The organism is Pseudomonas sp. HLT2-19-2, from assembly GCF_054898005.1.
Genome location: NZ_CM142712.1, coordinates 2,361,977 through 2,378,353, shown reverse-complemented (window position 1 = coordinate 2,378,353; position 16,377 = coordinate 2,361,977). Strand labels below are relative to the sequence as shown.

The 16,377-nt window shown below is 58.7% G+C and carries 17 protein-coding genes and 1 pseudogene; 11 read left to right on the top strand and 7 right to left on the bottom strand.

What is annotated here, in order from left to right:
• Positions 1-14 precede the first annotated feature (14 nt).
• The gene (locus tag ACYZTU_RS11070) at positions 15-1,355 is read left to right on the top strand and encodes a substrate-binding domain-containing protein (RefSeq protein ID WP_461970091.1); all 1,341 of its coding nucleotides are present in this window, start codon (positions 15-17) and stop codon (positions 1,353-1,355) included.
• 51 nt (positions 1,356-1,406) lie between these two features.
• Here the strand turns inward: ACYZTU_RS11070 and ACYZTU_RS11065 are convergent, their stop codons facing one another.
• Together ACYZTU_RS11065 and ACYZTU_RS11060 are read right to left on the bottom strand one after the other, a co-directional pair.
• Positions 1,407-1,925, bottom strand: a complete 519-nt coding sequence (locus tag ACYZTU_RS11065; protein WP_123366263.1) for an ankyrin repeat domain-containing protein — start codon at positions 1,923-1,925, stop codon at positions 1,407-1,409.
• 111 nt (positions 1,926-2,036) lie between these two features.
• The gene (locus tag ACYZTU_RS11060; RefSeq protein WP_461970089.1) at positions 2,037-3,875 is read right to left on the bottom strand and encodes a long-chain-acyl-CoA synthetase; all 1,839 of its coding nucleotides are present in this window, start codon (positions 3,873-3,875) and stop codon (positions 2,037-2,039) included.
• Between the two features lie 344 nt (positions 3,876-4,219).
• Between ACYZTU_RS11060 and ACYZTU_RS11055 the strand changes: the two genes are divergently transcribed.
• Positions 4,220-4,498: a DUF3509 domain-containing protein gene (locus ACYZTU_RS11055; protein WP_008146103.1), complete on the top strand. Its 279-nt coding sequence runs from the start codon at positions 4,220-4,222 to the stop codon at positions 4,496-4,498.
• Between the two features lie 241 nt (positions 4,499-4,739).
• On the opposite strand, the gene ACYZTU_RS11050 is transcribed toward ACYZTU_RS11055, so the two are convergent.
• The 4 genes and pseudogenes from ACYZTU_RS11050 to aroC form a co-directional block, all read right to left on the bottom strand.
• Positions 4,740-5,285: a 1,2-dihydroxy-3-keto-5-methylthiopentene dioxygenase gene (locus ACYZTU_RS11050; protein ID WP_461970087.1), complete on the bottom strand. Its 546-nt coding sequence runs from the start codon at positions 5,283-5,285 to the stop codon at positions 4,740-4,742.
• 20 nt (positions 5,286-5,305) lie between these two features.
• A pseudogene (locus tag ACYZTU_RS11045) lies at positions 5,306-5,401 on the bottom strand (methylthioribulose 1-phosphate dehydratase); the annotation flags it as partial.
• A gap of 20 nt (positions 5,402-5,421) precedes the next feature.
• A complete protein-coding gene (locus ACYZTU_RS11040) occupies positions 5,422-6,567 on the bottom strand; it encodes an MFS transporter (protein WP_461970085.1) in 1,146 nt (381 codons plus the stop codon).
• Positions 6,568-6,601: 34 nt separating this feature from the next.
• Positions 6,602-7,693: a chorismate synthase gene (gene aroC, locus ACYZTU_RS11035; RefSeq protein WP_461970084.1), complete on the bottom strand. Its 1,092-nt coding sequence runs from the start codon at positions 7,691-7,693 to the stop codon at positions 6,602-6,604.
• 83 nt (positions 7,694-7,776) lie between these two features.
• On the opposite strand from aroC, the gene ACYZTU_RS11030 reads away from it, so the two are divergent.
• A complete protein-coding gene (locus ACYZTU_RS11030; protein ID WP_461970082.1) occupies positions 7,777-8,775 on the top strand; it encodes an alpha/beta hydrolase in 999 nt (332 codons plus the stop codon).
• 99 nt (positions 8,776-8,874) lie between these two features.
• The gene (locus ACYZTU_RS11025) at positions 8,875-9,666 is read left to right on the top strand and encodes a hypothetical protein (protein ID WP_461970080.1); all 792 of its coding nucleotides are present in this window, start codon (positions 8,875-8,877) and stop codon (positions 9,664-9,666) included.
• Positions 9,667-9,722: 56 nt separating this feature from the next.
• Here the strand turns inward: ACYZTU_RS11025 and prmB are convergent, their stop codons facing one another.
• Positions 9,723-10,631: a 50S ribosomal protein L3 N(5)-glutamine methyltransferase gene (prmB, locus tag ACYZTU_RS11020; RefSeq protein ID WP_461970078.1), complete on the bottom strand. Its 909-nt coding sequence runs from the start codon at positions 10,629-10,631 to the stop codon at positions 9,723-9,725.
• Positions 10,632-10,871: 240 nt separating this feature from the next.
• Here prmB and ACYZTU_RS11015 point away from each other — a divergent pair, with 240 nt between their 5' ends.
• From ACYZTU_RS11015 to ACYZTU_RS10985, 7 genes are all read left to right on the top strand, one after another.
• On the top strand, positions 10,872-11,462 hold the full coding sequence (locus ACYZTU_RS11015) for a cysteine hydrolase family protein (RefSeq protein WP_461970076.1): 591 nt from the start codon (positions 10,872-10,874) through the stop codon (positions 11,460-11,462).
• Between the two features lie 131 nt (positions 11,463-11,593).
• Positions 11,594-11,914 (top strand): hypothetical protein, encoded by a 321-nt coding sequence (locus tag ACYZTU_RS11010; RefSeq protein ID WP_461970075.1) that lies wholly within the window; start codon positions 11,594-11,596, stop codon positions 11,912-11,914.
• Between the two features lie 76 nt (positions 11,915-11,990).
• Positions 11,991-12,548, top strand: a complete 558-nt coding sequence (locus ACYZTU_RS11005) for a Smr/MutS family protein (RefSeq protein ID WP_008146127.1) — start codon at positions 11,991-11,993, stop codon at positions 12,546-12,548.
• 77 nt (positions 12,549-12,625) lie between these two features.
• A complete protein-coding gene (gene folE / locus ACYZTU_RS11000) occupies positions 12,626-13,171 on the top strand; it encodes a GTP cyclohydrolase I FolE (RefSeq protein WP_461970073.1) in 546 nt (181 codons plus the stop codon).
• Positions 13,172-13,271: 100 nt separating this feature from the next.
• Positions 13,272-13,643 (top strand): glutathione S-transferase N-terminal domain-containing protein, encoded by a 372-nt coding sequence (locus ACYZTU_RS10995; RefSeq protein WP_282376565.1) that lies wholly within the window; start codon positions 13,272-13,274, stop codon positions 13,641-13,643.
• A gap of 553 nt (positions 13,644-14,196) precedes the next feature.
• Complete coding sequence (locus ACYZTU_RS10990; RefSeq protein WP_461970071.1) at positions 14,197-15,546, top strand: NCS2 family permease; 1,350 nt, start codon at positions 14,197-14,199, stop codon at positions 15,544-15,546.
• Between the two features lie 79 nt (positions 15,547-15,625).
• Positions 15,626-16,252, top strand: coding sequence for a LysE family translocator (locus tag ACYZTU_RS10985; protein WP_461970069.1), 627 nt, complete (start codon positions 15,626-15,628; stop codon positions 16,250-16,252).
• Positions 16,253-16,377 lie beyond the last annotated feature (125 nt).

Sequence of the window (16,377 nt, the reverse complement as noted above, 5' to 3'; positions counted from 1 at the left end):
TATAAGGTGCCGGCATGACGCTGCGCGTGTTGTTCCTGTTGATGCTGTGCGCCTGGCTGCCGCGGACGGCTTCGGCTGGCGATTTGCCGACGCCCGAACACGGCCCGGTGCTGCGCATCCAGGGCTCCAATACCATCGGCGCGGCATTGGGGCCGGCGCTGGTTGAGGGGTTGATGCGCGAACAGGGCCTGCTCAAGATTCACAGCGAGGCCCCGGACACAGCCAACGAACTGCGCGTCGTCGGCGAAACCGTTCAGGGCCGCCGGGTCGTGGTGGACGTCGCGGCCCACGGTTCCAGCACCGGTTTCACCGCCCTGAAAACTGCCACGGCCGACCTTGCCGCCTCCTCGCGCCCGATCAAGGACAGCGAACGGGTGGACCTCAAACCCTTGGGCGACTTTAAAAGCCCCGGCGCCGAGCAGGTTATCGCCATCGATGGCCTGGCGATCATCCTTCATCCGCAAAATCCGTTGAGTGAACTGAACACCGAACAACTGGCGCGAATCTTCAGCGGCGAGGCAAAAACCTGGGAAGAACTCGGCGGTACCGGTGGGACGATTCATCTCTATTCGCGGGATGACCAATCGGGCACGTATGACACGTTCAAGGAATTGGTCCTCAGCCGTCGTGGGAAAACGCTGAGTAGCGCTGCGAAACGTTTCGAATCCAGCGAGCAATTGTCCGACGCGGTCAGCCTCGACCCGCAAGGCATTGGCTTCATCGGCCTGCCTTATGTGCGTCAGGCCAAAGCCGTGGCGATTGCCGATGGTCAATCCCAAGCCATGTTGCCGCTCAACAACCTCATTGCCACGGAAGACTATCCGTTGTCCCGCCGGCTGTTCTTTTACCTGCCGCCCAATGGGAAGAATCCCTGGGCTGAAGCATTGGTGGCGTTCGCCCAAACCAGCAAGGGCCAAGCGATTGTCGCCGCCAATGGTTTTATCGCCCAGACCGTCCAGGCCATGACTGTCACGCCGAATGCGTTGATGCCGGAGGGTTATCAGGCGCTCAGCCGTCACGCCCAGCGATTGTCAGTGAATTTTCGTTTCGAAGAAGGCAGTGCGACGCTCGACAACAAGGCCCGGCAGGACCTGTCGCGGGTGTTCGACTATATAAAGCAGCACGAGAAAACCAATCGGCAGGTGACGCTGGTGGGGTTTGGCGACGCCAAGAGTGATCCGGCGCGAGCCGATCTGCTGTCGAAACTGCGAGCCATGGCGGTGCGGCGGGAACTGGTGAAAAGCGGCGTGGTATTTCGCGAGATTCGTGGTTTTGGCGCCGAAATGCCAGTGGCGGCCAATAGCGCGGATGAGGGGCGAATCAAGAATCGCCGAGTTGAGGTTTGGGTGTATTGATACAGTCAGACTCTTCAGCGAAGAAAAGCCTGACCGACAACAGAATGCAAATCAGCCGAGCAGCTTTTGCAACTGCGCCGTGGTGTCCACCGCGCCCATCGTCTTGGCGGCATCCAGCGCCGATACGCCATTGGCGTCCTTGGCTTTCGGGTCGGCGCCTTTGCTGATCAGGTAGTCGACGATTTCGACGCGATTGAACATTGCCGCCATCATCAGCGCGGTACGGCCATCGAAGGACGAGCCTTCCACTTGCGCGCCGCCTTCGACCAGCGCCTTGACCACCGCCAGATCACCCTTGAACGCCGCGCCGGCAATCGGGCTCTGGCCGTTGTCATTGCGGATTTCCGGGTCGGCCTTGTGTTCGAGCAGGACTTTTACCGTCTCCACATGGCCGTGGTACGCCGCCAGCATCAGTAAAGTATCGCCCTTGTGGTTGCGCAGGTTCGGCGGCAAGCCCTTGGTCAATAGCGCAGCCATCATGGCCGCATCGCCCTCGCGCGCTTTGTTGAATACCTGTTCGGCAAATTCAGCGGCTTCTTCGGGGGTCATCTGGCGGCTTTGGTCTGACATTGGGACTCCACTTTCTGTTATTCGCAAAGCCGACAGTTTCCCGAGCCGCCCCGAGGCTGTCACTTCTTTTTTTCTCATGGACCTCCATAGCCACATTCAATAGCGCTGCATTCAATAACGAAAAGCGCCGCCATGAATGTCCGCCAGCAATTGCTCGGTGACCTGCACATAAGTCAGGGTCCCCGGCAGCCAGGCATAGATTGGATCATCGCCGGTTTTTCCGGGGTCGAAGGCTTCATCCTTGAGGCGAGTCTTCTGGTATTTGAAGGTCCCGGTGGTCTCCATTTTTACTTTCACTCGCAGGAACAAAGGCACCGCATAAGCGGGCAATTGCTCGCGGGCGAAAGCCAGCAACTCACTGAAATCCAGGGTCGCCAGAGACTCGGCCGGCGTAATCGCCGCCATCCCGGCACGCCCGTTGGTGTTCTGGATCTCCACACCGTAGGCCACGGCCTCGGAAATATTCGGGTGTTGCAGAAGGATGTTTTCGACTTCGGTGGTCGAGACGTTTTCGCCCTTCCAGCGGTAGGTGTCACCCAAACGGTCAACAAACTGAGCGTGGCCAAAACCGATGTTGCGCAGCAGGTCACCGGTATTGAAATAGCGATCGCCCTTCTCGAACACGTCGTGGAGCACAACCTTTTCGGTCTTCTGCGGATCGGTGTAACCGTCGAGCGGTGCCTTGTCGTTGATCTTCGCCAGCAACAGCCCTTTCTCGCCTTTGGCAACCTTGCGCATGAAGCCCTTGGCATCCCGAATCGGCGCGCCGCTGTCGTGGTCGTAGGCCGCCAACTCCCATGACATCAGGGAAAAACCGACGGTGTTATCAAAGTTCAGGATGTTGGTGAAACCGATATTGCCGTCGCTGGCGGCGTACAGCTCACAGATATGGTTCACCCCGAATCGCGTCTTGAACTCGCCCCACGCGCCGGGGCGCAGGCCATTGCCAATCATCTTCGTCACGCCGTGCTTGCTGTCGTCGGCACTGGGCGGTTGATCCACGAGGTAGCGGCACAATTCGCCGACATAACCAAGGGTGGTCGCGCGGTACTGGCGCACATCGTTCCAGAATTGACTGGCGCTGAACTTACGGCGAATGGCAAAGCCCGAGGCGCCACTGATCGCCGAGCCCCAGCACACGCACAGCCCGGTGGCGTGATAGAGCGGCAAGGTGCAATAGACGACATCTTCCGGGCGCATATCCAATGCGATCAGCCCGAAGCTTGCGCAGCTGCGCATCCAGCGACCGTGCTTGAACACCCCGGCCTTGGGCAAGCCGGTGGTGCCCGAGGTGTAGATATAGAAACAAGGGTCGTCGAAGAAAATCTGTTGGCTGCTGTCAGGATTGTCACTGGCAGCGTCGGCACTGGCCGTCATCAGGTTAACGAACCCGTCGGGCGTAATGCCCGGTTGAGTGAAGGTGTCTTGATCGGCGACGAACCAGGTGTGCGCCGCCTCTATCGACACCCGTTCGCGCACCGCCGAAAATGCCGGGACCAGCTCTTCTCCGACAATGATTGCTGCGGGTGCCACCAGGTTGAGGCTGTGAGCCAGGGTATCGCGGGTTTGCGAGGTATTGAGCAAGGCGCTGATCGCGCCGACCTTGGCCACCGCCAGAATCGTCACCAACAGTTCCGGGCGATTTTCGATAAAGATCGCCACCCCATCGCCCTTGCGGATGCCTTGGACAATCAGCTGATGGGCGATGCGGTTCGCCCACTGGTTGACCTGAGCATACGTCAGCGCCCTCTCGCCCTGCAGCAATGCCGGGCCATCGGGATTGCGCAACGTCGCTTGTTCGAAGCACCAGCCCAGGCCACACGGTTGGGTCGGGTCCTTGACGTTGGCGGCTTTCATGCCTTTCATCACGCGAGGAATGGCCTTGGCAATGGAAGGCAGCTTGCGGAGCATCATGCCCCAGGTAATCGTGTCGTTCGGCGTGCGGCTCATGGTTGCTCCCGGTCGATTTTTTTATTGTTCGGGCGGCGTTGATTGAGGCCGAAAATACGTCAGCGGTTCCTGAGCTGTACACGCGGTTTTTGAAATGATTTGTATCCACGTCTGCGGCATTCGAAATCGTGAGCTTGCGCCGGGCAATTGGTTCCATCGAATCGATGTCGACCACGCAAAATGCAGGATGCACGATGGCCATTCATGCAGATTGCACGAAAGTGCAAAAACACTGAAAAACTAACTAATTGATATACAAGGGTTTTTAAAAAATCAGGTGCTGGCACAATCACTGCAACTACCTCTGCATGCTTGCCATTCAAGAGCTAACGGAGCTGATAGACATGAACCTGATCCAAGAAAAATTTTCGTCCCTGTTCTCCAACTTCGAAGTGACCACCCAGCCACGTCCCGACGGTGGGATTCTGCTGACCTTGAGCAGCACCGACGGCAAAGTCTTCAAACGTTCGATTTCCTACCAGCAATTGCATGCTGGTGATCAGTTGTCGTGGGTGATCAGCGCGATTCGCCGTGACATTGCCGAACAGGCCAGCGAACTGCCGCAGATCTCCATGCTGCAAAGCCAGCAGCGGTTTGCCCTGCCGACGTATCACTCGGTCTAAAACCGTATCGACGCTGTAAACGATCAGGCCGTGAAAGCTTTCGCTTCACGGCCTGAATTATTTGTGGAGTTGCGCAATCCCTGTAGGAGCAGAGCTTGCTCGCGAAAGCGGTGTGCCATTCCATATTGCTGTTGCCTGATATACCGCTTTCGCGAGCAAGCTTCGCTCCTACAGAGTATGACCAATGGCTTGGGTAATACGCCCTTCGATATCGGTGAGAATCGCTTTGACCGGCATGCGCTCAGTCCTCGAGACGCGGGAAGCGGCTGGCGATGTCTTCGCCGGTGAAGTTGGCCACCCAGCCTTCGGCGTTGTTGAACAGACGGATCGCGACGAAATGCGGATGCTCGCCCATGTCAAACCAGTGCGGGGTGCCGGCCGGGACCGAGATCAGGTCGTTTTTCTCGCAAAGCACCGCGTAGACGTAATCGTCGATGTGCAGGGTGAACAAGCCACGGCCGGCGACGAAAAATCGTACTTCGTCTTCGCCATGGCGATGTTCGTCGAGAAACTTGGCGCGCAATTCAGCTTTCTGCGGGTGATCGCTGTTCAGGCTGATCACATCGACGGTGATGTAACCGCGTTCGGTCATCAGCGTGTCGATTTGCTCCTGATACGCGGCGATCACTTCCTCCTGGCTGGCGCCGGGCTGGATCTTCGCTGTGGCTTGCCAACGGTCGAAACGCACGCCCTGTTCGGCCAGAGTCGAGGCGATGTCTTCGAAATGCGTTAGCACCTTGTTTGGCAAGTCAGGGCTTGAGACGTGGTAAACGGACAGGCTGCTCATCAGGGCAACTCCTTAACGGTTCATGCTGTACGGTTCAAGAGCGAGCGCGTCTTCAACTCGCACTCGAACAAAAATTCAAAGGCTTCGATCTGCCGCAGCGCATCGCTCATGCGCGCGAGCTGTTCACGGCTAAGGCTCATGGCCTGTCCTCTTGCATACGTGTGGCAATGATAACGGCTGCCGCGAAGGCTGCGAGGCTGGCAATACTAAAGGTCAATGTGGCGCCGAGTGCATTCCAGCTATAGCCGGAATACAACGCGCCCAATGCGCCACCTGCGCCGGCCAGTGCGGCATACAACGCCTGCCCCTGACCTTGCTGACGCGCGCCGAAGCTACGTTGCACGAACTGGATGGCAGCCGCGTGAAAACTACCGAAAGTGGCCGCGTGCAGCACCTGGGCAAACAACAGCACCCAAAGAAATTCAGCGAACGAACCGAGCAACAACCAACGCAACGCCGCCAGCAGAAAACTCGCCAGCAACACCCGACGCACGGAGAAACGCGCAAGGATCTTGCTCATGGCCAGAAACATCAAGACTTCGGCGACCACGCCGACCGCCCAGAGCATGCCGATCAGCCCACGGCTGTAGCCAAGTCGCTCCAGGTGCAAGGTCAGAAAGGTGTAATAAGGACCGTGGCTCACCTGCATCAGCGCCACACAACCGTAAAACGCCAACACCCCGGGACTGCGCAACTGTTTGAGGAAACCGTCCCCCGCCGGTCGCTCACCCTGAACCGGTTGAGCGTTGGGCACCCACAGGCTGCTGACGACAATGCCAGCCATGATCAGCACCAGCGCCAGAGGATAAATGTCGAGGCTGAGCCATTCGAACAGCCTGCCGAGTGCGACCACGGTGATGATGAACCCGATGGAACCCCACAGGCGGATCTGGCTGTAACGGTGAGTCTGGCCCTGCAAGTGCGCCAACGTGATGACTTCGAACTGCGGCAACACCGCGTGCCAGAAGAACGCGTGCAAGGCCATGACCATCGCCAGCCAGGCGTAGGTCTTGCTGACGAAAATCAGTGAGAACGTCAGCAGCGTACAGACCGCACCGAAACGCACGATCGCCAGGCGCTGGCCGGTGTAATCGCCGAGCCAGCCCCAGATGTTCGGCGCCACACAGCGCATCAGCATCGGGATCGCCACCAGCTCGCCGATGCGTGCGCTGGAAAAGCCCAGATGATCGAAGTACAGCGCCAGAAACGGCGCTGTCGAACCGAGCAAGGCGAAATAGAACAGATAGAAACTGGAGAGCCGCCAGTACGGGAGCGCCGCCACAGTTGTTAAACCGCAGCGGCTGTGAGGTCAGCCATTAAACCTGACCCAGCACCGGCGTGCTCACGCGCACGTCCAGGTTCTGCCCACGGTGACGCAGCAGGTGATCCATCAGCACGATGGCCATCATCGCTTCGGCAATCGGCGTGGCACGGATGCCGACGCACGGGTCGTGACGACCCTTGGTGACGACTTCCACCGGGTTGCCATGGATGTCGATGGAACGGCCCGGCGTAGTGATGCTCGAGGTTGGCTTGAGTGCCAGGTGCGCGACGATCGGCTGACCCGACGAAATGCCGCCGAGAATCCCGCCGGCGTTGTTGCTGAGGAACCCTTGCGGGGTCATTTCATCGCGGTGCTCGGTGCCGCGCTGGGCAACGCTGGCGAAACCGGCGCCGATTTCCACGCCTTTGACCGCATTGATGCTCATCAGCGCATGGGCCAGTTCGGCGTCAAGGCGGTCGAAGATCGGCTCGCCGAGGCCCGGCATCACGCCTTCAGCGACAACGGTGATCTTCGCGCCCACCGAATCCTGGTCGCGGCGCAACTGGTCCATATAGGCTTCCAGCTCCGGCACTTTGTCCGGATCAGGGCTGAAGAAGGCGTTCTCTTCCACCGAATCCCAGGTCTTGAACGGGATTTCGATCGGGCCGAGCTGGCTCATGTAGCCACGAATGACGATGCCCTGAGTGGCCAGGTATTTCTTCGCAATCGCACCAGCAGCCACGCGCATGGCCGTTTCACGCGCCGAACTGCGACCGCCACCGCGGTAATCACGCTCGCCGTATTTATGGTGATAGGTGTAGTCGGCGTGGGCCGGGCGGAACAGATCCTTGATCGCCGAGTAATCCTTGGACTTCTGATCGGTGTTGCGGATCAACAGGCCGATGGAGCAACCCGTGGTGCGCCCTTCAAACACGCCGGAGAGGATTTCGACTTCGTCGGCTTCCTGGCGTTGGGTGGTGTGGCGGCTGGTACCGGGTTTGCGGCGATCCAGGTCACGCTGCAGATCTTCCAGAGAGATCTCCAGGCCCGGCGGGCAGCCGTCGACAATGGCGACCAACGCCGGACCATGGCTTTCGCCCGCGGTGGTGACAGTGAACAGCTTGCCGTAGGTATTGCCGGACATGCAGGACGCTCCGTGAAATCGAACCAAATACGTAATGCGCGCCAGTATACGCAGGCTACCCAAGTAGTTCATCCTCGAACCTTATGGGTGCCTGCGAGTCCAACCGGCATCTTGTTCATGATGGCGTGATGATGCTGCGAGTTATAGCCTTGAGCCTTACCCTGTTTACCGGCTTTGTACAGGCCACTGTCCTGCAACGCCCGATCACTTTAGACACGGGCAGCGGCGAGCTTTTCGGCTCGTTATTGCTACCCAAGTCCGACACGCCGGTACCGGTTGTCCTGATCATTTCCGGGTCCGGCCCTACGGATCGTGACGGCAACAACCCGGACGGCGGACGCAACGACAGCCTCAAGCGTCTCGCTTGGGTACTGGCCAAACACAACATCGCCAGCGTGCGTTATGACAAACGCGGCGTGGCGGCGAGCCTTGCGGCGACCCCGGACGAACGCAATCTGTCGGTTGAAGCCTATGTGGCCGACGCCGAGGCCTGGGGCCGGAAGCTCAAAACTGACCCGCGCTTTGGCCAACTGATCCTGCTGGGCCACAGCGAAGGCGCCTTGATCGCCAGCCTCGCGGCGCCGAGCCTTGATGCCGCCGCGGTCATTTCCTTGTCCGGCAGCGCCCGGCCGATCGATCAGGTGCTGCGCCAACAATTGAGCAATCGCCTGCCGCCACCGCTGATGCTGCGCAGCAATGAACTGCTCGACAGCCTCAAGGCCGGCCACACCGACGACAACGTGCCGCCGCAGTTGCAGGTCATTTTCCGCCCGAGCGTGCAGCCGTATCTGATTTCACTGTTCCGCCAGGACCCGGCAGCGGCGTTTGCCAAGTTGAAGATGCCGGCGCTGATCATTCAGGGCAGCAACGACATTCAGGTCGGCGTCGGTGACGCCAAGATGCTGAAAGCCGCCAAACCGGACGCCGAACTGGCGCTGATCGAAGGCATGAACCACGTGATGCGCATCGTGCCCAACGATGTGAAACGGCAATTGGCCTCTTACAAAGATCCGCAATTGCCACTGGCGGCCGAACTCGGCACGCGAATCCTCGGGTTTATTGACGGACTTCGCACCAGTTAAGCGCTGTTAGCCCTCCAGTCCTGAAAAAAACGGCCGATAAGCCTTTGTCACCAGCGCTATGACTGGCGGCAAGCAGAGCTTGGAAAGGATCTCGCCGTTATGACTGATACCCAGACTTCACCCGACACCACCGCTGAAAAAGACGTACCGCCAGCGGTCGAGCTGCCATGGGCGGACGTCCACGTCGAGCACCAAAGGATGCTCCGTCTGGCGCCGTTGCAGACCGACCGCAACACCGGTGGACGGCCGCTGCGTTTTGTCGAGTACGGTTACGCCGAACGCAATAGCAAGGAACGCAGCCTGATGCGCATGAGCATCAAGTTGCCCGGCCAGCGCGTGCGCAAGGAACAGAATCATCTGGACGTGTGGGTCGATCACGCCACCAAGCGCGTGCATTTCGGGCCTGACAGCGGTTTGCAGATCGAACCGATGAACCGTGGCATCGGGCGTTATATGGCGGCCCAGGGCATTACCTGGGCGAAAAAGCGCTGGCCCGGTTACACCGTCGACGGCACCGACTTGAACAACAAGGACGCGCTGAACGAAGACACTCGTCTGCGTCGCGATCACTTTTTGCGGATGCACGGTTTCGATGTGGTCTATGCCGACCCGCAGCATTTGAAGGGCAGCGTCAAAGAGGTGCAGGTCGGCGACCTGCTGGCTGACTGGAGCACGGAAAAATTGCAGGTCGTGGAAATCCTTGAGGCGGCGCAGATGCTCCAGCAAGCCGAGCAAAATCTGGCCGAGCAGGAAGTCAAACTCAAGAAGCACGAAGAAAAGGTCAGTAAGTACAAACGCGAAGACGCCGGGCTGCGCTTTACCATTACCTGTCTGGTGGCGTTTGCGGTGTTTCAGGCTGGGTTGCTGATCTGGATTGCTACGCACCGCTGATCGCGCAAGTTAGCGCTTGATCGTTCCCACGCTCTGGTGGGAACGATCATTACGGGTTAAACGCGAGAAGCGAACAGTGCCTGATGATCGCGGCACTGCTCCGCCGCCAGCATGAACACGCCATGCCCACCGCGCTCGAAATCGAGCCAGGCGAAGTCGACTTCCGGGTACAGCGCCTGGACGTGAACCTGGCTGTTGCCTACTTCGACAATCAGCAAGCCCTTCTCGGTCAGGTGATCCGCCGCTTCGGCAAGCATGCGACGCACCAGGTTCAAGCCATCATCACCGCAGGCCAGGCCCAGCTCCGGTTCGTGCTGGTATTCGTCCGGCATGTCGGCGAAATCTTCCGCATCAACGTAAGGCGGGTTCGACACGATCAGGTCAAAACGCTGCCCCGGCAATCCATCAAATCCATCGCCCTGCACCGTGTACACCCGCTCATCGACGCCATGGCGCTCGATGTTCTGGTTGGCCACTTCCAGTGCTTCGAACGACAGGTCGGCCAGCACCACTTCGGCGTTCTGGAACTCGTAGGCACAAGCGATACCGATGCAGCCGGAACCGGTGCACAGGTCGAGAATTCGCGCAGGTTCGGCGCCCAGCCACGGTTCGAAACGCTTTTCGATCAGTTCGCCAATCGGCGAACGCGGGATCAAGACGCGCTCATCGACGATGAACGACATGCCGCAGAACCACGCTTCCCCCAACAGGTACGCGGTAGGAATGCGTTCTTCGATACGGCGTTTGAGCAGGCGTTGCAGGTTGACCAGCTCGTCTTCTTCCAGATTGCAGTCGAGGTAGCTGTCGGCGATTTCCCACGGCAAGTGCAAGGCACCCAACACCAGCTGACGAGCTTCGTCCCAGGCGTTGTCGGTCCCATGGCCGAAAAACAGATCCTCCCCATGGAAGCGGCTGACGGCCCAACGAATATGGTCACGCAGGGTACGAAGTCGGGAAGTGATCACGGGGGGCAAACTCCAAAAAAAACGACTGGCGATTCTAACAGCCAAAACGCGTCACGACGACGCGGGAAAACTACCGGGACAAATGTAGGACTATTCTATTTTTTCGGCTGGTGATTGAACAAAACGCGCATATTGACAAGGCTGCGAGCCAGCAAAGACGGCGCCTACGATGGTAGCGATTCACAGAAGCGCTCAGCCAGAGGACAATGTCGCAAAAGCCCCAACCGAAGGAGCCCCAGAATGTCCGTTACACAAACGATGTTTCAACTCAGCGGCCGCGGTTATGCAGCAGCCAAACTGAGCCATGCGACCCTTGTCATTATCGATGCCCAGAAAGAATACCTCAGCGGCCCACTGGCCCTGAGCGGCATGGATGCTGCCGTCGCGAACATCAACCAACTGGTGACCGCTGCCCGTGCAGCCGGTCGGCCGATTGTGCATGTCAGCCATCTCGGCACCGTCGGTGGACTGTTCGACCCGCGTGGCGAGCGCGGGCAGTTCATTCCTGGGTTGGAGCCGCTGCCCGGCGAAATCAAAATTGAAAAAATACTGCCGAGTGCGTTCCATGGCACGGATCTGAAAAAACGCTTGGAAGAACTTGGCTCGGTGGATCTGGTCGTTTGCGGCTTCATGAGCCACTCCAGCGTCAGCACCACCGTGCGTGCGGCAAAAAACCTGGGCTTTCGCTGCACGCTTGTAGAAGACGCCTGCGCCACCCGCGATTTGCCATATAAGGGCGGAGTCCTCAGTGCCGAGCATGTTCATCAGACCGAAATGGCGATCATGGCAGACAATTTCGCGGTCGTTGCCCTGACTCAAGAGTTGATCTGATCGACCTACGATGAGCGGTCCATGCCGCCGCTCATCCGCAAAGGCCTATCATTTGCTGTAATTGTCTTAGCCTCAGGAACATCCCGGACAACTCCCGGTCGAAGGGCCGATACCCATTGAGGAAGGTCGGAATGAAGTTATCCGATGGTTTTGACGCACGCCGCCTGCGGCCTAAAGGCCAACGCAACTGGCGTTTTCGAATCGGCGCGGCATTTGCTGCCTTGCTGGCAATGTGCGGTGTGTTGCTGGCGATGGCAGGTATAGCCAGCCTGCTCGGCCACGCGCCCGCCTTGGGCGAGCTGAATGCCAGCCCGGCCGGGTCGGCAGTGATTCTGGCGATTGGTCTGTTCGTGCTGTACATCGGCGTGTGGCTATGGCGTCGCTGCCGTCGTCGCTCGCGTCAGTCGCGTGAGCTGAACATCTCCCCGCACCTGATGAAAAAACACGACTGAGCCGTGCCCTTCGCGTTTTCTCGCGCCCCGATTCGTCTCGAGTTGGGTAAACTGGCCGCCCTTCGCGGAGGCTGACATGCAAGACGACGATTTTTCCCTGTTCAAAAGCGCGATCCAAGGCGTCAAGCCGATCAAACATGATCGCGCCGAAACCGGCAAACCCAAAGCTGACCGCGCACAAATCGCCAAATTGCGCCAGGCCGCCACCGTTCGCACCGATGCCACCACCGTTGACGGACTGTCTGATCAGTTCGTCATCGATGTTGGCCCGGAAGACGAGCTGATGTGGGCGCGTGACGGTGTTCAGGAAAGTCAGATGCGCAAGCTCAAGATCGGACAGATTCCGTTCGAAGGTAGCCTCGACCTCCATGGCATGAGCGTGGAAAAGGCCCGGGAAACCCTCTGGGCGTTTCTGGCCGAAGCGACCAAATTCGAAATCCGCTGCGTGCGCGTCACCCACGGCAAGGCCGTGCGTCTGGACGGCAAGCGGCCGATGATCAAAAGCCACGTCAACACTTGGCTGCGCCAGCATTCACAGGTGCTCGGCTTCACCTCGTGCCAAGCGAAACATGGCGGCGCCGGCGCGGTGTATGTGATGCTCAAACGGACCATGATGGAAGGTCGCGACGAGTAAAGCCGTCGCGCCACGCTTGCAGCGTCGTGTCCGCCACCGTACCCTTGTCCTTTGCGTAAAATCCCACAGGTAGTTTCATGTCCCTGGAACAGAATTACACCGAGATTCTCGGCCAATTGGGCGAGGACGCCTCCCGCGAGGGCCTGCTCGACACGCCAAAACGTGCCGCCAAAGCCATGCAGTACCTCTGCCGCGGTTATGAACAGACGCTGGAAGAGGTCACCAACGGTGCCTTGTTCAGCTCCGATAACAGCGAAATGGTGCTGGTGAAGGACATCGAGCTCTACTCGTTGTGCGAACACCACCTGCTGCCGTTTATCGGCAAGGCCCACGTCGCTTACATTCCGAGCGGCAAAGTGCTGGGCCTGTCGAAAGTCGCGCGGATCGTCGATATGTACGCCCGTCGCCTGCAGATCCAGGAAAACCTCAGCCGCCAGATCGCCGATGCGGTCCAGCAAGTCACCGGCGCCCTGGGCGTTGCAGTGGTGATCGAGGCCAAGCACATGTGCATGATGATGCGCGGCGTGGAGAAACAGAATTCGTCGATGATCACCTCGGTGATGCTGGGTGAGTTCCGCGAAAACGCGGCCACCCGCAGCGAGTTTCTAAGCCTGATCAAATAATTCGCAGCACGAAGAAAACCGGCATTCATCGCCGGTTTTTTTTCGACCGCGAAAATCAGGTAAGCTGCGCGCCTTCGTTTGCCCCTGTGAGGCTTATACCGTGTTCGTAAAAGCGCTTCGTGTCGGCCTTGGCCAACTGATCATCTTCATCGACTTCATCACCCGCCCCGGCAAAAAGCAGCGTCCTGCCGAGGTTCAGGCTCAGGTCAACACGGCTGCCAAGGGCCTGACCCTGTATCAGTTCCACGCCTGCCCGTTCTGCGTGAAAACCCGCCGCACCCTGCGCCGCTTGAACGTGCCGGTGGCGTTGCGCGATGCAAAGAACAACGAACAGGATCGCCAGACCTTGCTGGAACACGGCGGCAAGATCAAGGTTCCGTGCCTGCGCATCGAAGAGAATGGCCAGACCACCTGGATGTACGAGTCCAAGGTGATCATTGATTATCTGGACAAGCGGTTTGCCGCGGCCTGATGGTTTGTGCTGGTGCTGATGGCCTCATCGCGAGCGAGCTTGCTCGCGATGAGGCCGGCCCTTGCACCAAAAATCTCGGACAAAAACAAACCGCCCCCTGCGCCGGTTTTTTTGTCTCTGCCCTCAGATCGCTTCCGCTGCCTGGGCCTGACGCACCACAGCTGCCCAGCCGTTTCAGCCCTTCGATGGCGATGGACATGGCTTTGGGAAAAACCCAAGTGCCAACCGAGTAACTTTCGTTTCCACGCTCCCGCGTGGGAATGCCGCCATGGACGCTGTGCGTCCGCTCCTGAAAGTGACGCATAGCGTCACCGGATGCATTCCCACGCAGAGCGTGGGAACGATCGTCTATAGCCGATATATCCCAATCAACAAACTTTTCGTCTACAAAATCAAAAACATTATTTGCTTTATTTGTATACAAAAGCATAATCCACTTCGTGCGAGATCTTGACCAAAAGGTCAACAACTTCGCAAGTGCCTCAAAGGGCCGCTGCCGCCCTCATGGGTCCGGCCCTGGAAATAACAATAAAACTCTTGAGGAGTACTCGCTGTGGAAAGCCGCAAATCCGAAGTCCCGTCGCTGGAACTCTCGCCGCCGTTACGTAATGGTTGGCTGGAGCGCATCTTCAAACTCAGCTTGCATGGCACTACGGTGAAGACCGAGCTGATTGCCGGTCTGACAACCTTCATCACCATGGCTTACATTATCTTCGTCAACCCCAACATCATGGCCGATGCCGGGATTGATCACGGTGCCGCGTTCGTCGCCACCTGTATCGCCGCCGCGCTGGGTTGCCTGTTGATGGGCCTTTACGCCAACTGGCCGGTCGGCCTGGCGCCAGGCATGGGTTTGAACGCCTTCTTTACTTATACCGTGGTTGGCACCATGGGCTACAACTGGGAAACCGCCCTCGGCGCGGTGTTTATCTCGGGTGTACTGTTCATGTTCCTGACCTTCTCGCGGATTCGCGAATGGCTGCTCAACAGCATCCCGGTCAGCTTGCGCTACGCCATGGGCGCCGGTGTAGGCTTGTTCCTCGGGCTGATCGGCTTGAAAACCGCTGGCATCGTCGTCGATAGCCCGGCCACCCTGATCAAACTCGGCTCCCTGCGCGAGCCTGGCCCGCTGCTCGCCGCCATCTGCTTCCTGATGATCGCCGTGCTCAGCTACCACAAAGTGTTCGGCGCGATTCTCATCAGTATCATCACCGTCACCCTGGCAGGTTGGGGCCTTGGGCTGGTGCACTACGAGGGCCTGATGTCGGCCCCGCCGAGCTTGGCTCCGACCTGGATGGCCATGGATGTCGCCGGCGTGTTCAACATCAGCATGATCAGCGTGGTGCTGGCCTTCCTCTTCGTGCACATGTTCGACACCGCCGGCACCTTGATGGGCGTCGCCCAGCGCGCCGGTCTAGTGAATGCTGACGGTAAGATCGAAAACCTTTCCCGTGCCCTCAAAGCCGACAGTGCATCCAGCGTGTTCGGTGCGGTGGTCGGTGTTCCGCCGGTTACCAGTTACGTGGAAAGTGCCGCTGGCGTAGCCGCGGGTGGTCGGACTGGTCTTACCGCCGTGACCGTAGGTGTGCTCTTTATTGCCGCGATGTTTTTCGCACCGCTGGCTGGCATGATCCCAGCGTATGCTACCGCCGGTGCGTTGATTTATGTGGCGATGCTGATGATGGGCGGCATGGCTCACATCGAATGGGACGAAGCGACCGATAGCATTCCGGCGATCGTCACCGCGATCATGATGCCCCTGACCTTCTCGGTCGCCGACGGCATTGCGCTGGGCTTTATCACTTACGTGGTACTGAAAGCCTGTACTGGTAAGCACAAGGAAATTTCCATCAGTCTGTGGGTGCTCTGCGCGATCTTCATCGCCAAGTTCGTTTTCTTGTAAGCCGTCTACGTTTCAAAAACAGTGTTTCAAAACAGCCTCACCCCGTCGGGTGGGGCTTTTGCACAAATGGAGGAAAGTGATGAGTCTGGAAACCTGGCTGCTGTTCAGCGGCGCTGCGCTGGTGGTGATCCTGATCCCCGGGCCACTGTCTTTGCTGATGATCAGCAACAGTCTGAATTACGGTTTGCGCCGTTCGTACCCGGCGTTTCTGGGAGGCGTGATTGCGTCGATCTGTTTGCTCAGTGCTTCCGCGTTGGGTTTGGGCGCCTTGCTGCTGGCGTCGGAACAGCTGTTCAGTGCCCTGAAGATCGTCGGTGCGCTGTACCTGTTCTACCTCGCCTGGCAGAGTTGGCAGCAATCGCGTCAGCCCTCACACGGCGCTGAAGTGCCCCTGGCTGCACCGGTTCCACGCTTTCGTGCGTTGTTCGGCCGCGCGTTTGTGCTGGGCGCGAGCAACCCGAAAGACATTCTGTTTTTCGCCGCTTTCCTGCCGCAGTTCCTCAGCGCCGAGCAACCGTTCCTGCCGCAGTTGCTGGTGATGATAGTGACCTGGACCGTGCTGGATCTGTTGTGCAAATTGGCTTATGGGCTGGGCGCCCACGGGGCGGCGCAGTATTTGCGCAGTGGCAAGGGCCAGAACTGGTTTAACCGGATCAGTGCGGGGTTGTTCAGTGGTGCGGGCGCGGCATCCTTGTTGAGCCGCTGAAGAGCAAAAGCATCGCGGGCAAGCCCGCGATATAGGTAGTCCGTTCCTTTCTCTTCCATACTGATATCGCTGGAAGTCAGTTGTCGGCGAGGAAGGAACATGCACCTGTGGGCTACGAATATGCC